Annotated in this window: 14 protein-coding genes; 10 read left to right on the top strand and 4 right to left on the bottom strand. The window is 55.7% G+C overall.

Going from position 1 to position 20023, the window contains the following annotated elements; genetic code table 11:
* Positions 1–295 precede the first annotated feature (295 nt).
* The 7 genes from HMPREF2710_RS09420 (at position 296) to grpE (ending at position 10436) form a co-directional block, all read left to right on the top strand.
* Positions 296–2569 carry a hypothetical protein gene (locus HMPREF2710_RS09420; RefSeq protein ID WP_141746623.1) on the top strand — a complete coding sequence of 758 codons (2274 nt, stop codon included), beginning with the start codon at positions 296–298 and terminating at the stop codon, positions 2567–2569.
* Between the two features lie 135 nt (positions 2570–2704).
* Entirely contained in the window at positions 2705–3334 is a 630-nt protein-coding gene (locus HMPREF2710_RS09415; protein ID WP_141746621.1) for a hypothetical protein, read from the top strand.
* A 68-nt stretch (positions 3335–3402) separates the two neighbouring features.
* A complete protein-coding gene (locus tag HMPREF2710_RS07705; protein ID WP_070600451.1) occupies positions 3403–4965 on the top strand; it encodes an Hsp70 family protein in 1563 nt (520 codons plus the stop codon).
* A gap of 124 nt (positions 4966–5089) precedes the next feature.
* On the top strand, positions 5090–6358 hold the full coding sequence (locus tag HMPREF2710_RS09410) for a J domain-containing protein (protein WP_141746619.1): 1269 nt from the start codon (positions 5090–5092) through the stop codon (positions 6356–6358).
* Positions 6359–6482: 124 nt separating this feature from the next.
* Positions 6483–8033: an Hsp70 family protein gene (locus HMPREF2710_RS07695; RefSeq protein WP_070600447.1), complete on the top strand. Its 1551-nt coding sequence runs from the start codon at positions 6483–6485 to the stop codon at positions 8031–8033.
* A gap of 85 nt (positions 8034–8118) precedes the next feature.
* Positions 8119–9279, top strand: a complete 1161-nt coding sequence (locus tag HMPREF2710_RS07690) for a J domain-containing protein (protein WP_141746617.1) — start codon at positions 8119–8121, stop codon at positions 9277–9279.
* Positions 9280–9554: 275 nt separating this feature from the next.
* Positions 9555–10436, top strand: a complete 882-nt coding sequence (gene grpE / locus HMPREF2710_RS07685; protein ID WP_070600443.1) for a nucleotide exchange factor GrpE — start codon at positions 9555–9557, stop codon at positions 10434–10436.
* A 424-nt stretch (positions 10437–10860) separates the two neighbouring features.
* Here grpE and glpK read toward each other — a convergent pair whose 3' ends face one another.
* The 3 genes from glpK to HMPREF2710_RS07670 form a co-directional block, all read right to left on the bottom strand.
* Positions 10861–12417, bottom strand: a complete 1557-nt coding sequence (gene glpK, locus HMPREF2710_RS07680) for a glycerol kinase GlpK (RefSeq protein ID WP_070600441.1) — start codon at positions 12415–12417, stop codon at positions 10861–10863.
* Between the two features lie 42 nt (positions 12418–12459).
* A complete protein-coding gene (locus HMPREF2710_RS07675) occupies positions 12460–13257 on the bottom strand; it encodes an MIP/aquaporin family protein (protein WP_049332597.1) in 798 nt (265 codons plus the stop codon).
* A gap of 344 nt (positions 13258–13601) precedes the next feature.
* Positions 13602–15347, bottom strand: a complete 1746-nt coding sequence (locus tag HMPREF2710_RS07670) for a glycerol-3-phosphate dehydrogenase/oxidase (protein WP_070600439.1) — start codon at positions 15345–15347, stop codon at positions 13602–13604.
* 123 nt (positions 15348–15470) lie between these two features.
* Between HMPREF2710_RS07670 and HMPREF2710_RS07665 the strand changes: the two genes are divergently transcribed.
* The 3 genes from HMPREF2710_RS07665 (at position 15471) to HMPREF2710_RS07655 (ending at position 18871) form a co-directional block, all read left to right on the top strand.
* Positions 15471–16418 (top strand): sugar-binding transcriptional regulator, encoded by a 948-nt coding sequence (locus HMPREF2710_RS07665; RefSeq protein WP_070600436.1) that lies wholly within the window; start codon positions 15471–15473, stop codon positions 16416–16418.
* Positions 16419–16685: 267 nt separating this feature from the next.
* Positions 16686–18062, top strand: a complete 1377-nt coding sequence (locus HMPREF2710_RS07660; RefSeq protein ID WP_070600434.1) for a 6-pyruvoyl tetrahydrobiopterin synthase — start codon at positions 16686–16688, stop codon at positions 18060–18062.
* Between the two features lie 11 nt (positions 18063–18073).
* Positions 18074–18871 (top strand): transcriptional initiation protein Tat, encoded by a 798-nt coding sequence (locus tag HMPREF2710_RS07655; protein ID WP_070600433.1) that lies wholly within the window; start codon positions 18074–18076, stop codon positions 18869–18871.
* A 198-nt stretch (positions 18872–19069) separates the two neighbouring features.
* Here HMPREF2710_RS07655 and HMPREF2710_RS07650 read toward each other — a convergent pair whose 3' ends face one another.
* The gene (locus tag HMPREF2710_RS07650; RefSeq protein ID WP_070543365.1) at positions 19070–19996 is read right to left on the bottom strand and encodes a LysR family transcriptional regulator; all 927 of its coding nucleotides are present in this window, start codon (positions 19994–19996) and stop codon (positions 19070–19072) included.
* Between the last annotated feature and the right edge of the window lie 27 nt (positions 19997–20023).

The following is a 20023-nucleotide window of genomic DNA, read 5'->3' as shown; positions in this document are numbered from 1 at the left end:
TGATAACTCCATCATACGGTGGATAGGGTAGACAAGAAAGGGCCTGGAATGTCCTGTTGCTCACCCTGCTGTCGGAAGGATACGCAACTAAAAATAGGGGCGGGGATGAGGGGAGAAAAAGGCTACGCAGAGAGTCTGATTCCTGAGATAGGGGAGGGGGCAAGTGTGCCATTCCGCATAGATGACGAAACGTATTACCATGTCAGAGAACATATGGCATGATTAAGGACAGCGATACGCACACTTGCAATATAACAGCCTATAAAGTTATGGGCCGCTGTAAGGAGACAGCTACATGATAACGTTCAATGAAGACCGAGAAAATAACGAGCGTGTTTCTGCCTACATTCGTGCTCGATACCGCGCTCATAATCAGTGCGGAACTCTTAGTCTGGAAGATCCTCGCGCTGCTAAGAATGCTTATGCCGCTCTCTTCCTGGCATTAAACGATTCTGCGGGACAGCCTACGAACGCTTCCCTCGCCGCAGAAGCGTTACATTTGAGTGCTTCTGAATGCCAGGTGGTAGATCTTGATTTTGATTTTATGCCCTTCTACTCAGTCCCTCCGAGGAACCCTCCCGTATGTCACTTGGTGATGGGTGCAGACTTCGGCCCTGCAAATCGGGGTCAGGGAATATCTCAGCTGTATGGTACGCCTCGCTTGTATATTGTGACTGGCGATGCTCCTGATAAGAATCCTCCCGGGTTTTATGCATGGCTGTCTCTATTTGCCTCAAAACTGCGTGCCACCGGAACCTGGAACCGTACTAAGGTCTATGTACTTGCTTCACATATTATCGGTGCGGCAGATGAAGAACTTGAAACTGGATACAGCTCCTTTACCACTTATGCAGTTCCCATAAAGGGAGAAGAAGGAACCCCCAAAGGGCAACGCTATGAAAATGTGAACGCAAGTTTACAAAGTTCTTTTAAACCTGGTCTTTTCTGGGAAAAGGAATCTGCGTTTCCTGCGAGCGGCCGAGGTGAGAAGCCGTGCGTCGAAGGTAATACTCTGATCGAATCAATGCCTGAAGTCGGTTCATCGCTAAGCGCCGACTGGATTTCTATGGTTTTGAGCTGTAAGAGCACTCTGAATGTTTATATCTATCGAGTTGGTATCCCCCAACTTCTTGGCATGGGTCCTAGTGTATGGGGCGCTTCATATTTTCTATGGATCCTGGTGAATCACCTGCGTGAAGCTGAATACTTCCCTTTTGAGGAAGAGCTGTTAAACGATCTTAGGACTGTAAAGGTTTTATACCGGTCAGCTTTCCAATTTGCGCTTAATGACGAGAATGGGCCCCTGGAGCTCTGGGCTGTTAATCGTAGCCAGATGGCCCAGGACTATCCGGAAATTGAGGAATTGCCGATTGACCTGGATGTAGTTCAGGGACTTATCTGGGATTCTGAGAGCGCTGCTCAAATCGCGGCAGAATTTGAGCTGTATACGGAGATAGCCTACCGGCTCATTTACCTTAGCGATAGTTCGGAGGAACCTCTGCTATGGTATGAGGCTACTCGTAATCCAAGTATTAGGGTTACGGATACTAACCCCGATTCAGACGAAGTGGATGGGGCAGAAGGAGCCTGTACTTCTCAGGAAGTAACTGTCCAGGAAGACTCTTCAGCTTTGCACACTCTTGAACCTGAAGAAGACGCTGTTGCTGAGCAAGAAAATCAAGAAAATGATGCTCAGCAAATAGTCCAGGGATTGTCAGAGGCATCAGAATGTACTGTCGTGTTTGGGCTGTACCCTGGAATGGCTGATTATCAAAAAGGTCTGAAAGATAGCCGCTGGGCGGCCTCTCAGTCTCTCCATAACTTGGAGCGTATGGTTATCGATGAGCTGGTCTACAAGGGCTACGAGTTACGCAGTGAATTGTATGAGAACGAAGCATCTTTGAATATGCAAGTGCGGCATATGCTAGTGCTTGGTGACGAAGGTGCAGCTCATCATCATCTGATACTTGTATATGGCCAGGTTCCGGATAGCCATTGGAAGGAAACTCTGGATAATCTATTGGAACAGCTTAGTCCCTATAACCCGAAGGCTATTGTTCTGGAAACTGGTGCGCTGGAATATGACGGGGGATACCATCAGGTCCCCTGGTCAAGTGCAAGCTATCGTAGTGATGGTAAGCTTTATGAACAGCCAATTCCGCTTTCCAAGTATTACCACAGGGTTATGGAATACGAGTCCAAGACTACGGACTCTGTAATGTGCCTAAGCCACCAGAATGCTACCTCTGACAGAGAAATGGCTGAACTGACCGAAAACCTGGCGTTTACCCTGCACTATGAATGGGGGTTGCCTGTGGACGTGCTTCGCGTGGGTTACGGGATGTCTTATCTCTGTAACGCGGAGGGCAGGTCTCTTATTTCGAATGTTGTCCTCGATCGTCTGAACAAAATATTGCCTACGCCTTTCATCGATGTTCAAGAGCAAGCGAGTATTGACGCTCTGATGCATAACCAGTACCAAATATTCGAAAAGGAAATGGAAAGTACCGCTGAGGGGTATGAGATGCTGTTGGAAGCACGTCGTGGGACGCTTCCTTGGGAGGTATAAGTACTAATTGATGCCGTAGAGCTCGGTAACTTAGCCGAGCTCTACGGTCGAGACTATGATGGAGAATTTTGGCTGGGGTATGCGGATAGACTTTTACAGCAGAGAGCCTGGAAATCCCCATAGAAAGGAAGAAAGATGAGCGTTGACAACGTGCAGAGGCGTCTACCTCGCGGTTTAAGTGCAACTTTAGCTGTTACCTTGGTCTGCCTGCTCACTGGGTGCGGCAATATCTGGGGCTACACTCATGCCGACGGTAGTGGGGGTGGCTTTATAGAGAATATTTTTCGCTCTCCTTCAGCTTCCACTTCTACCCCTTCGAGTGGTCCGAAGCAAGCGAGCATTCCATCTGGAGCTTATCCAGGTGCTGGAGAGAAACGTATCCCCTCCGGCGCAATTGAGCTGGCCTCGTCTCCGACTCGCAACGGCGGTACAGCGCCGATTTTCCGATCTCAAACGGGCAATATTATTTGTCAGAATATAGAGGGGAAGTTCGGCTGCGGAATCGTGAACTATTTTGACGATAAGCCCTACGGAGTAGCCAACGGCGAACCTCTCTGGTGGATTGATTTTAGTGCTGAAGAAGCTCGATTAACGACTCACGAAACCCCTGAAACCTTCACGCAGACGGATGCTGTATTGCTCTACAACACGAGCGTGTACAGCGGGAATATTGTTTGCGGTGCGACGGAAAAAGGCGTGACCTGTTGGGATCACACGACCGGTCACGGCGCATTCATGAGCCGAGAGTCATATACTACTTTTTAAGTTGCTACTGGAATCAACTCGGGATACAGAACCCAAGAATAATCACTCACACAATATGGAGGAAGACGATGGGAATCGCCATCGGAATTGACCTGGGAACAACCAACTCGGCTACTGCCGTGGTGGATCCCACCGGTGTGCCACGAATTTTGCGTAATCGAGATGGTGGGAACACTACTCCCTCCGTGGTTCTTCTGCAAGACTACGGCGCAGGTGACGAGCCCCTGGTGGGCACCCAAGCGAAGCAGCATGCTAGCCGTGTTGGTTCGGACGTTGCCCAACACGTCAAGAGGTACATGGGCGACCCTACTTGGCGATTTGACTCTGCTTCGGGCGCTAGATATACCTCAGAGGAAATCTCGGCAATTATTCTACGCCGTCTGAAAGAAGACGTTGAACTCCAGATGGGTGTTCCCGTTACTGACGCAGTGATTACCGTTCCTGCGTACTTTGACGACTCCCGCCGTCTGGCGACCCGCCACGCTGGTGAGATTGCGGGACTCAACGTGTTGAGCGTGCTGAATGAGCCCACCGCTGCTGCACTAGCCTATGGCGTTTCAACGCAAGGCAATACCAACGAAACCGTGCTGGTGTATGACCTGGGTGGAGGTACCTTCGACGTAACCATCCTAAAGGTGTCAGGTGGCGATTTCACTGTTTTGGCAACTGACGGTGACCGACGTCTGGGTGGCTACGACTTCGATAGCGAATTGCAACTCATGATAGATGAGCGGATTCGTGCTCAGGGTGGCCCGAGCTGCCTTGACGATCTGGACACTCTTAACGTGGTGCGCGAGCAGGCTGAACAGATCAAGAAGGCTTTGTCGACCGCGGCTACAGCCGGAGCTCTGATTACGGTTGGTGGTGCGTCATACCGAGTTATCATTGAGCGTTCGGAGTTTGAACAACGAATTGAGCGTCTTCTCAATCGTACCCGTGATTTGGTAATTGACACTTTGGAATCAGCACAGCTGGGTTGGGCTGATATCTCTCGTGTGCTTTTGGTAGGTGGTTCCACTCGAGTGCCGGCTGTACGCGGGATGTTGAAGGCGTTGAATGGTAAGGAACCGGACACGAGTATTAACCCGGATGAGGCTGTGGCCCTCGGCGCAGCGGTACAGGCAGCTCTTCTCACCCCCGAAGACCAGGAAACCGTCGGGTACCTGGGAGGACGATCTGCTGTGGAGGGGTTTATCGGTGCCCCGGTGCACGTGCAGGATGTGACTAGCCAAGGAATGGGAGTCCTGGTACATAGGAGAGACACAGACGAGGAATATAACATGATTATTATTCCTCGTAATACGCCTCTACCTGCTAAGAATACACGAGGAGTAGTAACTCGTTATGAATGCCAAGAGAGAATGAGATATTGCGTAACGCAGGGAGACGATAGGGACCCCGAGTTTGTTGTCGTTGTCGGCGAATCAACCTTAGACCTACCCATTTACCCGAAGGGGGCCCCATTTGACGTTACATATAGTTATGATTTGGAACAGATCGTTCATGTAGAAGTTACCGATAGGACGACGGGCCTTCAGCTGGGAACCTTTGAGATTGAGCGTGTGTCAAATCTGAAGAAATCACAGGTCGAAGAGGCAAAGAAACGTATCGGCGGCATGACTATTATGTAGCCATTTGATTTTAATGTAGCGGTTGCTCTTGAGGGGTGGGTTGCGAATAGAGCAAACCACCCTTCCTGACCCCGCTGAATAGTTAACAAGACCGACGAGAAAGCGATGAGGACTAGCTGTCGTCATGCAGAATTACTACGAAATCCTGGAGATTGAACCGACCGCAACTGAAGAACAGGTGCGTTTGGCTATCACTCAAAAGCGTCGTACTACGCGGGCGCTTTCCAGTCACCCGAATGCGGAGAAGCGCCACAAGGGTGAGCGACTGATGCAGCAGCTTGCTGAGGCTGAGAAACTCCTGCTGAATCCGCAGACCCGTGTAACCTACGATGCGGATCTTCAGGCATTCCTCAAAGATGCAGACCGGGAAGAACACGGCACCGATCAAGGCGTTCCTTTGCAACAACACGAAGAATTGCGCCAGCAGACTCTTCAAGCGCAGCAACAAAACGCGCAGATGCAACGTGAGATGGAACGTCTGCAACAGGAGATCCGGCGTAAGGAGCTCGAACACGAACAAGAATTACAACGTCTGCAGAATCAGACTTCTTCCGATCCTACTCAAACCCCTACCCAGGTTATAAAGCAACCTGAACCGTCGCAGGATACGAAGAAGTCTAAGCCGAAAACTGTAAAGAAGCAGAAGAAACCGAGGCAAATAACTACTTCAGTAGCTCTGCAGGATCCGTCTAGAGCGCCATACCGTATTCTTCCTGTGCTTGAAGCTCGTGATGCAAATCAGCAACAGCTTGAATCAGCCGAAGAAATCCTTCGACAAGCGGGTGCCGGACATACACAGGATGCAATACGTGCTGCTGGTGAAGAGTATCGAGCAGGTCGGCGTGACGCAGCGATTATTCAGGCATACGCGTGGGCACTTATATATGATATGTACCGTTGCACCTACGCAGGGTTTGCAGGTCCTAACCCATACGGTGCACAGCGCTCGCCGTTGGGGACCTTGGCGAGTTCGGCTCAAATCCGGATCGTCCAGTTGCGGCTAGCACAGCTAAAGCGTCTACCTCTACTGGGATTCACAGAGATCGATCAGGCTACACGAGAAATCCAAGACGCTTTAACACGTGCGCGTAAACGTCAGAAACGTCTTAATTGGGTTGGTATTGTTCTAACTATTTTTCTCGCTAATTACCTTTTCCTTCCTCAGCTGATGGAATTATTGGGCCTGAGCAGGATTCCTGCAGACCGCGCAGCATCTGTATGGCTTAAGGATCTTGTTCAAGTGGTTCTTTTCCCGTACGTGTTTATAGCGATAGCTTTTCCCGCCCAATGGACTGAAGATCGGGCCTTTATAAAACGTGCGAAGAAGAATTCAGTTCTAGCACCTTCTCTACCTTGGTGGTACGGAATCAAACGGGTTAAACCGCTGGCATAGTTCATGTAGGGTGCCTCTCTATTGGGTTACCTGCAGATTGACAGGCAGTCCGTGAGCCATCGGATATAACGCACAGGTGCGGTCACAAGCACAGCAAACATACGAACAGAAAGAGACACAATTCATGGGTATTGCAATTGGTATTGACCTGGGAACTACCAACTCGGCGGTTTCGGTGGTCCGCCCGACGGGCGTTCCCGAGGTTCTGCGCAACAAGGAAGGTGACACCATAACTCCCTCTGTGGTGCTATTCCAGTCTTTCGGAGGTGCGGATGAGCCCCTGGTGGGCGAGCAGGCAAAGCGACAGGCAGCGGCGTTCCCCGAGGACGTTGTCCAGTATGTCAAGCGCTTTATCGGCGACCCGACCTGGCGTTTTGATGCATCCTCCGGCACGCAGTACAGCGCGGAAGAGGTGTCCGCTATCATTCTGAAGCGTCTTAAAGAGGACGCAGAGCTGGCCTTGGGCGAGGAAGTGACCGATGCTGTCATTACCGTGCCCGCCTACTTCGACGATGCACGCCGCACCGCGACCGCCCATGCCGGCCAGATTGCGGGCTTGAACGTTCTGCGCGTGCTGAACGAACCGACCGCGGCGGCTCTCTCCTACGGTGTGGAGGCTGATGCCAACGGAACCGTGCTGGTGTATGACCTCGGCGGTGGTACCTTTGACGTCACCATTCTTAAGATTGACGGCACCTCCTTCGAGGTACTGGCGACCGACGGTGATCGTAATCTGGGCGGCTTTGACTTTGATAACGCACTGATGGAATACCTAAACAGCCGCCTCGTGGAGGAGGGCGCACCGGATTGCCTGGATGATTCCTCCCTGACCGCCGCGCTACGTGAGAAGGCTGAGTATGCGAAGAAGGCGCTGTCCACCGTCCCGAAGACGAACGTACAGTTCTCCGCGGAGGGCCATCACTACCGTGTGCCGCTGACCCGCGAGGAGTTCGAAGAGTGCACCCTCAGCCTCCTGAACCGCACCGAAGAGGTGATTGCGGACGTCCTGAAAGCTGCCGAGCTCACTTGGGCTGATATTGACAAGGTACTGCTGGTGGGTGGTTCGACCCGTATGCCCGCGGTCCGCGCTCTGGTGGAGCGTATCTCCGGTAAGTCTCCCGAGCTCGATATCAATCCCGACGAGGCTGTGGCCCTCGGCGCAGCCGTCCAGGCAACCTTGGCCGGTGACGTCGAGGTCAGTACCGAGCAGGTCGGTTCGAAGGCTACGATTGAAGGCTTCCTAGGCGGTAGCGTGCAGATTAGCGACGTGACGAGCCAGGCTCTGGGCATTATCCTTTACGACGCCGAGGGTGCCACCTTCAACCACGTGGTGATTCCGCGTAACACTAAGGTGCCTTGCACCCACGAGCAGAATACCCGTACCCTGCTGGACGGCCAGAACGCGCTGGACATTCAGGTCACCCAGGGCGAGGATCGCGACCCCGAGCTGGTGACTGTCGTGGGCACCGGTGAGCTCTCCCTGCCCGCGTACCCGAAGGGCGCACCCCTGAAGGTGATTTACGCCTACGACGTGGACCAGACCGTCCGCGTTGAGGTGATTGACCTGACCGCTAACGCGTCCCTCGGCTCCTTCAACATCGAGCGTGTCGCTAACCTGCGACCCGAAGAGGTTGAGGAGGCCCAGCGCAAGATTGGCGGCATGGAGGTGAACTAGCCTCTGGAAGCCCTATGGAGGCCCTTCAAGGGCCTCCATAGGGCTATTTCCCCTCCATTACTGATCGATACGGCAGACAGGCACTATGGATACTCAGAATTATTACGAATTGCTTGGTGTAGACCCAACAGCAAGTATGGAAGAGATTCGACAGGCGCTGAGCGCAATGCGAACACGATTCCGAAGACTGACTTCGCACCCGGACCGAGTTAAAGCTCGTGCTGGTGAAGATAGGCTGGATCTTCTAGAACGCGTAGAGAAGACTCTGCTGAACGCGTCTGCTCGAATTGGGTATGATCGAGACCTTGCCCAAGGGCAAAGTACGAGCGCATTTACCGGGAATTCCGGAAGCGAAAAGGATTCGAAGTCTCGCATAGAAGGACTACGAATCGACATGCGTTACGCCTGGGAGCAGAAGAACTGGAACTCCCTGTCAAAGTTTGCGCAGTCGATGACTCGGCTTAAGCAAGATGATAGTGAAGCCTGGGAAATGCTGGCTGCCGCATATCTATGGGGTGATTGGGATCGCAATCGGCGTCGTGAAGCGATGCATGCTATTTCTCAAGCTCGTCGTTATGGACCTACTGATGAAGAACGAGTACTGCTCATAGAGTATGCCCTGGCGTGTGGCTCGCAAGATAATTTGCAAGCTATGGAAACTGCTCAACAGCTGATGGCTCTTAAGCCAAATAACCTGGACTATATTGTGGCTTTTATCGAATCGCGGTGGGATGCAGGACAACGAGCTGAGGCTCTGCGGGATGTAGATAATGCGGTGGCAGCTTATCCAAATAAGCCTAAAATTCGACGTCTCCAGGCCGAGCTACGGTTGAAGGAAGCTAGCCAATATGGGTTTGTGTATAAAGGTGCATCCTATATTGATTCTAAGCAGCAGGTTAAGGCAATTCGGGAGAGCTTGTCTAAGATCTCTGATGCTTACTTGTTGCCGGATGATTTAATGAAAATATATCGCGCTAATGAATATAGGGTGCGTATGGCATGTAGTCGGCCTGTTAGCTGGGGAAAAATTGTGCGTTTTATTATTTTAATGATTGTTGCCGCAATTGTTATTGGAACGGTACTTGGGTCTGTATTGAATATTCCATCCCATAGTCAAAATATGGTTGTGCGTTTATTTGCAGAGCTATTCTTGATGTTGGCAACATTGGTGGGATCCCCGGTTTTGAGTTTTTATGCATGTTTCCCGCCCAGCTGGAAGATTGCACAGAAAGAGTTTGGAAAATAATTGTTAATTGTTTAAGAATGCATAGAGGCTACCTTGCAATCGAATTAGTTGCAAATAATTTAAGACATAAGTAAATGTGTTTCAATCTATATTCTTCGAGTCTGTCTATCAATCTGCGGAGTGTTTCGTGGTTATGAATTTTAGATTTTATTGTACTGGTTGAAATACTTGAGACTCTGGGTAAGGGTAAGTGGTGGATTGGGGGTGATATAGAAGCTGATTGTTAATATAATTAAAAATAGTGTTTTGTGTAAAATAATTTTAAGGAGGTATGTATGTCTGCCTTTGAGACTGAAGGTACTGCAATACCCGAACCCAAATCTTTGAGTTCGGAGCGAGAGTACGAAGAAGTTCTCAAGGAAGCCCTCGAGAAGATGCACCGGATGTCTCGCCACGAGACGGATATCTCGCACGTCCCCCCGCACGCTGGGCCGGGAGCATCCGCCTCAACCGAGACTGAGCCCCCCCTGCGCCTAGCGGGCCAGCATCCTGCGGAGACGGGGGAGGAGGTGCCCGCCACGCAGGCGAGCGCCCCGGTTTCACAACCCCTGCTGTCTCCGGACTTTGAGGTGCGCGTCCTGGAGCAGCTCACCGAGCTCAACCAACGTTTTGCGCAGCGTATCGCCGAGGACGGCGCTAAGAACCAGCTTATTCGTTCCGTGCAGGCTAGCCTGCAGGAGCGTGACGAACGAGCATCCGGAGAGGCGTACCGTTCCCTCTTCCGCGATGTGCTCAACGCCCTGGACCGTCTGCTGAATCAGGAGGCGAGCGCATCGCTGAGCGAGTCTGTTGCCGATGAGATCGTCAGTATTTTTGAGATCCGCGGATTGCAGCGCATCGACGCGGTGGGTAAGTTCAACCCGGCGATCCACGAGGTTTCGGGTGTGGTTCCTTCTGCACCCGATTACCCTGCCGGTACTGTGGTATCGGTGGAGCGGGAAGGGTATATTCTGGGTGACCGGACTTTGCGCCCCGCTCGCGTGATCGTGGCGAGGGATATGCCGAATCGTCAGCCTGCCGCCTCTACTGGAGCGGCTACTAACCGCCCTCAGGATGCGGCTGAAAACGGTACCGGGGGTATAGGTGAGGATGACCGCACCATCCCGCTTCCTACCGTGCCGAATAACCCTGTGCCGAATAACCCCTCCGGCATGTAGTCTTTTGGTGGTTCAACAGTTTGTGCCTGACTCTTCGTGGTCAGGCACAAACTGTTTAACCCCCTTATAAAAAGTCCGTCCGCCGCGGTACGTGAAGCACCGTGGCGGACGGGAACGTAAATAAAGTATCAGCGCGAACCGTCGGCTCCTGTCAGGACAGCGCATGAATATGTCGCGTACGCGTCCTGTGCGGTATTGACACCTCACGAACAACACCGCGCCAGGTGATCGGCGGAAGATACCGAATTTACAAAAACCAACGGTACCCCAGCGCTAATTTTTGTAGAAATTATGCCGCAATAAACGTTGAATTGAGCGTCATAAAACAGCGAAAAGCCCCGGCTGCTTCAACCCCATAGCGGGGGAGAAGTAGCCGGAGCTTCGTTAGTACGCGGGCTGTGTCGTTAGGCAACGGGTGCTGTGATTAGGCGGTCGGAACGTCCTCGTCAACCCACTCGAGGGTGCGGGAGACAGCCTTCTTCCACAGGCGGTACTGGCGGTCAACCTCTGCGGGCTCCATGGAGGGCAGCCAGCGCTTGTCCTCAGCCCAGTTGTCCACAACGTCCTGCTCGCCGGTCCAGAAACCAACAGCGATACCTGCAGCGTATGCTGCGCCCAGAGCGGTGGTCTCAACAACCTTCGGGCGGATTACGGGAACGCCGAGGATGTCAGCCTGGAACTGCATGAGGAACTCGTTAGCGGTCATGCCGCCGTCCACGCGCAACTCGGAGAGCTCAACACCGGAGTCAGCGTTCATTGCGTCCAGAACCTCGCGGGTCTGGAATGCGGTTGCTTCCAGCGCCGCACGCACGATGTGTGCACGGTTCACGTAGCGGGTCAGACCAACGATGACGCCGCGAGCGTCGGAACGCCAGTGAGGTGCGAACAGGCCGGAGAATGCGGGAACAACGTAGCAGCCGCCGGAGTCCTTGACGGAGGTGGCCAGTTCCTCAGACTCTGCAGCGTGCTCAATCATGCGCAGGTTGTCGCGCAGCCACTGGATCAGGGAGCCGCTCATTGCGACCGAGCCTTCCAGAGCGTAGACGGGTGCTGCATCGCCAATCTTGTATGCGACGGTGGTCAGCAGACCATTGTTGGAGAAGACGGGCTCGTTGCCGGTGTTCATGAGCATGAAGTTACCGGTACCGTAGGTGTTCTTCGCCATGCCCTTCTCGAAGCAAGCCTGACCGAAGGTTGCAGCCTGCTGGTCGCCGAGGATACCCGCGATGGGGGTGCCGCTGAGCAGACCGGTTGCGCGACCGAAGCCGTACACCTCGGAGGAGGACTTGATCTCGGGCAGCATGCTCATGGGGATACCCATATCTGCAGCAATCTGCGGATCCCATTCGAGGGTGCGGATGTCCATCAGCAGGGTGCGGGATGCGTTGGTTACGTCGGTGACGTGCACGCCGCCGTCAACACCACCGGTCAGGTTCCAGACCAGCCAGGTGTCGGTGTTGCCGAAGAGCAGGTCGCCGCGTTCTGCGCGCTCGCGTGCGCCTTCAACGTTGTCCAGGATCCACTTGATCTTGGGGCCGGAGAAGTAGGTAGAGAGGTTCAGGCCGACGATGTCGTGGTACTTGCCAACGCCCTCTTCGCCTGCGAGCTCTTCAACGATTTCCTGGGTGCGGGTGTCCTGCCAGACGATTGCGTTGTAGACGGGCTCACCGGTGTTCTTGTCCCACACGACGGTGGTTTCGCGCTGGTTGGTGATGCCGACTGCAGCGATTTCGTGGTGGTTGACTTCGCCGTTTGCCATAGCCATTGCTACGACCTTACGGACGTTCTGCCAAATTTCGGTTGCGTTGTGCTCGACCCAGCCGGCCTTGGGGAAGATCTGCTCGTGCTCGAGCTGGCCCTGAGCCACGTTCTCGCCCGCCTTGTTGAACAGGATCGCGCGGGAGCTGGTGGTGCCCTGGTCGATGGAGAGGATGTACTTGCGTTCGACGTTGAGGGTTGCGGAGTGCAGAGAAGTCGTCATTGATTTTTCCTTAGAACAAAAGAACGGGGGTATTAGAGAGGTTTAGAGGGGCAGAACTGCCGGAACGATCAGGCCTGCGAGGATAGCGCCGATGATTGGGCCAACAACCGGAACCCATGCGTAAGACCAGTTGGAACCGGTCTTACCGGGGATGGGCAGGAAGGTGTAGGCGATACGGGGGCCGAGGTCACGTGCGGGGTTGATAGCGGAACCGGTTGCGCCACCGAGGCTCATACTGATGGATACAACGACCAGGGCAACAGCCAAGGGGCCAGTCTGGGCGGGGGTCTTACCGGATGCGATGATCCAGCCAATCAGGACGAAGGTGCCGATAATCTCGGTGAGCAAGTTCCAGCCGTAGGACTTGATGGCGGGGCCGGTTGCGAAGATGCCGAGGCGGTCGCCCGGGTCCTCATCGAAGTGCTTCTTGTAGGTGAGGTACGCTCCGGTTGCGCCGGCCATTGCGCCGAGCATCTGAGCGATGATGTACAGGGCGATGTTGCCTGCGGTTGCGGGAACACCGGTTGCCAGGTCGCGGCCTGCGGTTGCCAGGCCGACGGTCACTGCGGGGTTCAGGTGTGCACCGGAATGGAAGGAGAGGTACACGGCGGTGAACACTGCCAGACCCCATCCGAAGGTGATAACACCCCAGCCTGCGTCCTTAGCGTAGGACTTCTTGAGGGTCACTGCGGCGCATACGCCGGCACCGAGCAGAATCAGGATGAAGGTACCGAAGAACTCGGAAGCGAAGATTCCGAGGGTGGTGGGGGCGCCGGATGCATCCACGAGAGCGGAAGAGCCGGCTGCAAGTACAGTTCCTGCGGAAGCAAGAAGAGACATTGATGCTCCTTGAAGACGAAGCGTCTGGAAGGCAAGCGAACCTTTGCTTGCGTGTTCCCGTGCGTCCTCACCGCACGGGCGGATCGGGGCACAACGCTGTGCTGAAATGTGTAGCGGATTGCTACGAAAAATTGATAAATGTTTTTGGATGAGAAGCAGATCGTACCAGTGGGTTAACCCTGTATTTAGCTCGCTGCTTCTTATGCAGGGGATTATCGTAAACGGTTATTTAACCTCTCGTCCACCCCTCACCGAAAATATGAGATAACCCATGCTCGGTGAGGGGTGAACGGTCGGTTCGTACCAAATAATCGGTTACGAAAGGTGCGTGGAATCTTTAAGGATTAGAGCTTCACACGAGGTGCCACGGGGGTGACAGCCTCAATCTTTGCCGATGCTTCAGCGTCGGTGGAGGTGGACTCTGCCTCGCGGATTGCTGCAACGCGTGCTGCGTAGAGGTCGAGTTCTTCCTTGACCTTCTTGTCGTCCCAGCCGAGCTCGGAACGCATGATGTCGAGGATTTCCTCTGCTGCTGCCAGGCCGCGGTCGCGCTGCTCGAGGTCGAGGCGTACGCGGCGGACCAGCACGTCCTCCAGGTGCAGGGCGCCTTCGTAGCGGACAGCGAAGACGACGTCTGCACGCAGGAACTGGGGTGCCTTAGCCAGGGGAGCACCGAGGGAGGGGTCAGCGTCGATGAGGGCGCCGAGGTCCTCAATCTGTGCGCCGTAACGCTCGAGCAGGTGGGTGATGCGGTCCTCATCCCAGCCGTAACGCTCTGCGTAGCGTGCGCGGTTAGCGGCGATTGCGTGGTAGCCGTCAGCACCAACCAGGCCGATGGTTGCGGTCACGGAGGGGTTCTGCTTGGCCTTCTCGCCCAGTGCAAAGTCGACAGCGTCGGCAGCCATGACACGGTAGGTGGTGAGCTTGCCGCCTGCGATTGCGCTCATGCCGGGTGCAACCTCGGTCACGGTGTGCTCGCGGGAAACCTTGGTGGATGCTGCACCGTCCTTGACCTTGGGCTGCAGCAGCGGGCGCAGACCGGTGTAGGTGCCGATGATGTCCTCGCGTGTCAGCGGGTTAGCAATCAGCTTGTTCGCCTGCATCAGGACGTAGTCGATGTCCTTGCTGGTTGCGACGGGGCGCTCGCGGTCCTCGGTGTAGGGGGTGTCGGTGGTGCCGATGATCCAGTAACGCTGCCAGGGGATGATGAAGAGAACAGACTTCTCGGTCTTGGTGAAGATACCGCTGGTTGCGTTGATACGGTCGCGGGGAACCACGATGTGGATACCCTTGGATGCGAGAACCTCCAGGCCTGCATCGGGGTTAGCCAGGGACTCGGACTCTTCGGTCCACACACCGGTTGCGTTGATGATGTGCTTTGCGCGTACGTTCAGGCGCTCGCCGGTCTCCAAGTCTGCCAGCTCTGCGCCGATGACGCGGCCGGATGCATCCTTGGTGAAGCCGACAACCTGGGTGCGGGATGCAGCCAGTGCGCCGTAGCCTGCAGCGGTGCGGACGACGTCGATGACGAGGCGTGCGTCGTCAACGCGTGCATCGTAGAACTGGATTGCGCCGCTGAATGCGGAGTCCTTGATGTCGGGGAAGACGGTCTTGGTGCCGGTCTTGGTGAAGTGACGCTGGGAGGGGACGCCCTTGTTGCCGCGGGAACCGAGGAATGCGAGGGTGTCGTACATGCCGATGCCGATTGCGGAGTATGCGCGCTCGATGACGGGCATCTTCAGGGGCCACAGGAAGGGCTGTGCGTGCACCAGATGGGGTGCGATCTTGTTCAGCAGCAGGCCGCGCTCGGTCAGTGCTTCGGTCACGAGCTTGAAGTCGAGGTTGTAGAGGTAGCGCAGGCCGCCGTGAACGAGCTTGGAGGACCATGCGCTGGTGCCTGCAGCCCAGTCGCCTGCTTCGACGATACCGGTGCGCAGACCGCGGGTTGCTGCGTCGAGGGCAATGCCTGCACCGGTGATGCCGCCGCCGACGACCAAGATGTCGAGTTCTTCGTTGACCATGCTCTTGAGCGCCTTGGCGCGGGACTCGGCGGTCAGCTGAGACTGCTGTGCAATGTGCTGGGAGCTCATGTACTGCTCTTTCCTGTATTGCCGCTTGTGCGGCGTGGGGGTTTCATCTTGCATTTAGTAAAACCCAATGGTGAAATAATAACCAAGCAGTATGAACGGATTTTCACTGGGGGTCTGTGGCAGATGAACGAACGCGCTAACCATACCTATGAGGCAGCGCAGCTGTACTACATCCACAACATGACGATGGATGCTATCGCGGCTCGTCTGGGAGTCTCCCGCGCCACTGTATCGCGCCTCCTTAAAAGTGCTCGTGAAAGCGGCATGGTGCAGATCCGTCTAGATGATTCCTTCCGCGCCCGTAGCGAGCTTGAGCGCCGCATCGGTGAGCGCTATAAGGTGCGCGTTACCCTCGTGAATGTCCGTTCGGACGCCACCCCCATCGCCCGCATGAGCCAGGTGTCTCGCACCGCGGCGGCGCTACTTGATTCCCTGATTGACAATGGAACAAGCCTGGGTGTGGCGTGGGGTTCAACCATGACTGAGATTTCTCGTCATCTGCCGCGCCGCCCTCTGAAGGGTGTGACTGTCGTGCAGATGAATGGTGCCGGTAATGCGCACCATTCGGGTATTCCGTACCTGGGCTCTCTGCTGGGGCAGCTGGTGAATGCCTATGATGCGCAGGCGATTCACTTCCCGGTTCCCGCGTTCTTTGACTATGCGGACACGAAGACTGCCATGTGGCGTGAGCGTAGCGTGCAGAAGAATCTGCATGCCCAGCAGAATGTTGACCTCGCTATTTTTGGCGTGGGTGCTTTTGGTGGACCTATTCCTTCTCACGTGTATTCGGGCGGCTATTTTGAGGTGCAGGAGCAGCGTCAGCTGCGTGAGCTGGGCGTTGTGGGGGATATGTGCACGATTCTTCTGCGTGAGGACGGCTCGTGGGCTGATCTTGAGTTGAATAAGCGTGCGTCCGGTCCGACTCCGAAGGAGCTGGCTCGTATTCCGCGCCGTATTTGCGTTGCGTCCGGTACTCACCGTGTGCGTGCTTTGCGCGGCGCGTTGCGTACGGGTGCGATTACTGACTTGGTTCTTGATGATGCCCTGGCAAAGGCGCTCATGGAGAAATAGCTAAAAATAATCGCCGCGGGCATGAGGGCCCGTGAGTATGAAGGTCCGTGGTGATGGGTTAAAGGGGCACCTTGATCTGAAAGGGTAGTGCTGAGGGGTTTCCTGGTGAAGCTCTCAAGCGCCGCCTGAACAATGTTTCAAGGTGCCCTTTAGTGTCGTCAAAAACTGCTTTCTGACCCTACAATGTGAAACGTTTGCGCATGTGAAAGCGCATATTTGTGCACTCCATTGAAGGTGTGCGCCACTCACCGTTAGAAAGAACCAACCATGACCCCCACCTATAACGCCCAGGTGAATCCGCACCTGGGCGCACCCGGCATTACCACCATGCACGGTGATGCCCAGTCTTCCGATGCTACTCCTCTTGCCGGTCCCGGCGCAGGCAATTGGAAGATTACCGGCACGAAGCTCGGCGGCGCCTGCCCGACAATCCTTGCCGGACGCGACGGCTTCATTCAGGTGCTCTGCACCCAGGTCTTCGCCCACGGCGAGTTCATCACCCCGAAGCTCTCTATCCTTGACCCGCATACCGGCCGCGAGCTCTCCCACTTGGACATCCCGAAGGGCGCGCTGCTCGGTGGTGTGTATGCCTACCTTGACGCGCAGGACCGCATGGTTCTGGTGGATGGCTCTCAGTGCCTGCTGCGCCTCTCCCACTCTGCTGACGGACGCAGCATCCGAGTTGATGAGCGTATTGACCTGAGCCGCATGCTCGCCCAGAGCGCCAATGACGCTGTGGTTGGCCTGGTGCCCGACTGGTCCGGTCGCATTTGGGTTGCCACGAAGAACGGTTACATTGCGGTGATTGACTCTGCCCGCGGCACGATTCGTTCTATGCGTCTGAATAAGGCGTCGATTGCTGGTGAGCGTATCGATAACTCGATTTCGGCGTGCCCGCAGGGTGTGAGCGTGGTGACCTCCCACGCGATTTATATGCTGAACGCTACCGCAACCGGTGCCCCCGTCCTCAAATGGTGGCATGCCTATGACCGCGGTAGCGCCCGCAAGCCGGGTAAGCTCGCGTGGGGCTCCGGTGCCTCCCCGACGTTCTTTGGTCCGAACGGCTCCGATTACGTGATGCTGACCGATAACTCTGATATTCAGGAGTCGGTCATTGTGTACCGCACCAATAATGGCGCGAAGGTCGGTAGCGCCGGCCTGTTTACTGCCGGTACCTCTGGCACTGAGAACTCCATGATCGGTGTGGGTAACACGATGGTCGGTGCAAGCACCTACGGCTACCCCTACCCGAAGTACCCGGAGGGCGCCGGTCCGTCGGTGCCTGCGAACGCGCTTTTTGCTCCCGGTATGGAGCGTTGGGATATTACCGACCGCGGTCTGCGTAAGATTTGGGATCGTAAGGATGTGTACTCTTCGGCTGTTCCTCGCTATTCCGCCGCCGACGGGCTGATTTACACCTGTGAGCGTCGCCGCGGTCCGGCTGGTTTGGCGAATGGCGCCTACGCGTGGGCTGTCGCGCTGGACATGGAAACCGGTAAGACGATGCACGAGCAGCGCCTGCCTCAGCACGTGAGCCTGCTGCTTGGCGGTGGTGACACCCTGCAGATGGTGGGCACGATTGACCGTTACGGCACCTGGTGGCAGGGCACGATTAGCGGCGTGTACCGTATCGCGAAGGCTTAGGGGAGTAGAAAATGACTAAGAATAATCTGATGAACGCTTCTCGCCGTACCGCGTTGAAGGTTGCGGGCGCTTCGGCTGCCCTCGTGGCTGGCGGCGTGAGTGCTGCGGAGGCGGCAACTCGTTCGGGCGGTAAGCGCGCTCGCGTGAGCCCGGTGACCCAGCGTCCTGGTGGACAGCGTGGCGGGCAGCGCGGCGGCGGTGGACAGCACGGTGGCGCGGCGAGTTCTGCGCTGATGCAGGTGCCGATGCGCTATAACGAGTCGTGCATCCGCCTGGAGTTGAAGGCAACGTCTGGTGTGCAGGCTGTGTCTATGCAGAGTCAGCCGGCGCGTACTGTTGCTTTCCGGAATTTGCCGACTCGCCTGAGCATTATTAACGAGGGTAATTCGACGCTGCCGGTGGGTACTCGCCTGATGGTGCGCGCTCGCGCGCAGGATCCGAAGACCGGTTTGTTGTTGAATCCCGCGGTGACTCTTCGTGTTACCTCGGGTCAGGCGGTGTTGCCTTCGGGTATCCTGGGCGCTTCGGCTTTGGTGGCTCCTGTGGATGCTCTGAATCTTGATGCGGTGCGCCGTAGCGAGCAGACCGGTCAGGCTGGTGCCGGTAGCGAGAATGTTCTGGAGTTGCGTACCGCTATTCCTTGCGGTCATCGCCTGGATGTTCAGCTGAATTATCAGGTGGCTTCGGGTGTTGCCGGTTCTGCGTTGAAGCAGGTTCATGTGAGCGCTGTGCTGGATATGACGGCAGCCGGTTTGTCCTCTTCGTTCTACGAGGTGCAGAGCCCGGCTGTGGTGGCTTCGCTGAACTAGCAGTTAAGCTGGCTCCTATGGCTCCTACGAAGGAGGGGCACGGCACGGCGGGGGAGTAGCTCCGCTGTTGTGTGCTTTTATACCTCTATATATAGGCGCCTGTTCAAAAAGGCATGGTGAAAGGTCGGGGTCGTTCGTGGGAACGGCCCCGACCTTTGTGTCGTCTAGCGCGCCGGCATGGGTGGCGGCTGATTTTTCCTATACGGTTTCGGTCTTTTCGTGTTCGCCGAATGCTACCTTGACCGCGTGGTGCAGTGCTTCGCGCACCATGGCGATGGCGGGGTTGGCGGCGGACTCTCGGCGTACGGCGGTAAAGATTTTGCGGCAGGGCTTGCCGGGTAGCTCTACGATGCGTAGCCCCTCGGTGGTGGAGAGGGAGGAGAGGATGAATCCGGGCACGATGGTGACGGCGAATCCTGCTTTGACGAGGTTGGAGTTCGTAATCATGTCATTGGCGCTGTAGCGGATGACCGGCTCGAATCCTGCGGTGCGGCACTGGTTGAGCGCCCAGCTGCGGGAGGTGTTCTGTTCCATTTCGAGAACCCAGGGCAGTGCGTGCGCTTCCTCGATTGAGGTGATGGTGGAGGTACTGGGCACGATGAGACTGAGTGGGTCTTCGGTGAGCAGTTCGGAGTGTAGTTCGGGGTATTCGGGGATGTGGTGGTGCGGGTAAGCTTCGGAGAGCACCATGTCGTATTCGCGGCTTCGGGTTAGGGAGGTGCCGGTTTCGGGGTCGATTTGCAACACCTGCAGGGTGAGTGCGGGTGCGTGTTCGGCAAGGTAGCTGAGGGTTTCCGGTAGCAGTGCGAAGGCGGCGGACTGGAAGATGGCGAGGCGTACCATGCCAGCCGGTTCGCCGGTGAGGTTGGCGACGGAGGTTTGCATGCGGTCGAGTTCGCGCAGGATGCTGCGGGCGCTGTCGACGATGATGAGTCCGGCGCTGGTGAGCTGTACGCGCCTGCCGATGCGCTGCAGCAGCGGGGTGCCGGTTTCTTTTTCGAGGGTGGCGATTTGCTGGGAGACGGCGGAGGGGGTGAGGCTGAGTGCTTCGGCTGCGGCGATGACGGTGCCGCGTTCTTGGATTTCGAGGAGCATTTGCATGCGTCGGATATCGTAGATTGACACGTTTTTCCTCCCTGGTGCGCCCGGTTG

Origin of the sequence: Rothia sp. HMSC069D01 (assembly GCF_001810135.1) — a bacterium.
GTDB lineage: Bacteria > Actinomycetota > Actinomycetes > Actinomycetales > Micrococcaceae > Rothia.
This window is presented reverse-complemented; position numbering and strand designations above follow the sequence as displayed.

Coding starts and splice junctions, on each gene's coding strand:
- HMPREF2710_RS07690 (WP_141746617.1), top strand. CDS start 8,119: ATGGATACTCAGAATTATTACGAATTGCTTGGTGTAGACCCAACAGCA.
- glpK (WP_070600441.1), bottom strand. CDS start 12,417: ATGACGACTTCTCTGCACTCCGCAACCCTCAACGTCGAACGCAAGTAC.
- HMPREF2710_RS07670 (WP_070600439.1), bottom strand. CDS start 15,347: ATGAGCTCCCAGCACATTGCACAGCAGTCTCAGCTGACCGCCGAGTCC.
- HMPREF2710_RS09420 (WP_141746623.1), top strand. CDS start 296: ATGATAACGTTCAATGAAGACCGAGAAAATAACGAGCGTGTTTCTGCC.
- HMPREF2710_RS07705 (WP_070600451.1), top strand. CDS start 3,403: ATGGGAATCGCCATCGGAATTGACCTGGGAACAACCAACTCGGCTACT.
- HMPREF2710_RS07665 (WP_070600436.1), top strand. CDS start 15,471: ATGAACGAACGCGCTAACCATACCTATGAGGCAGCGCAGCTGTACTAC.
- HMPREF2710_RS07695 (WP_070600447.1), top strand. CDS start 6,483: ATGGGTATTGCAATTGGTATTGACCTGGGAACTACCAACTCGGCGGTT.
- HMPREF2710_RS09415 (WP_141746621.1), top strand. CDS start 2,705: ATGAGCGTTGACAACGTGCAGAGGCGTCTACCTCGCGGTTTAAGTGCA.
- HMPREF2710_RS09410 (WP_141746619.1), top strand. CDS start 5,090: ATGCAGAATTACTACGAAATCCTGGAGATTGAACCGACCGCAACTGAA.
- HMPREF2710_RS07655 (WP_070600433.1), top strand. CDS start 18,074: ATGACTAAGAATAATCTGATGAACGCTTCTCGCCGTACCGCGTTGAAG.
- HMPREF2710_RS07660 (WP_070600434.1), top strand. CDS start 16,686: ATGACCCCCACCTATAACGCCCAGGTGAATCCGCACCTGGGCGCACCC.
- grpE (WP_070600443.1), top strand. CDS start 9,555: ATGTCTGCCTTTGAGACTGAAGGTACTGCAATACCCGAACCCAAATCT.
- HMPREF2710_RS07675 (WP_049332597.1), bottom strand. CDS start 13,257: ATGTCTCTTCTTGCTTCCGCAGGAACTGTACTTGCAGCCGGCTCTTCC.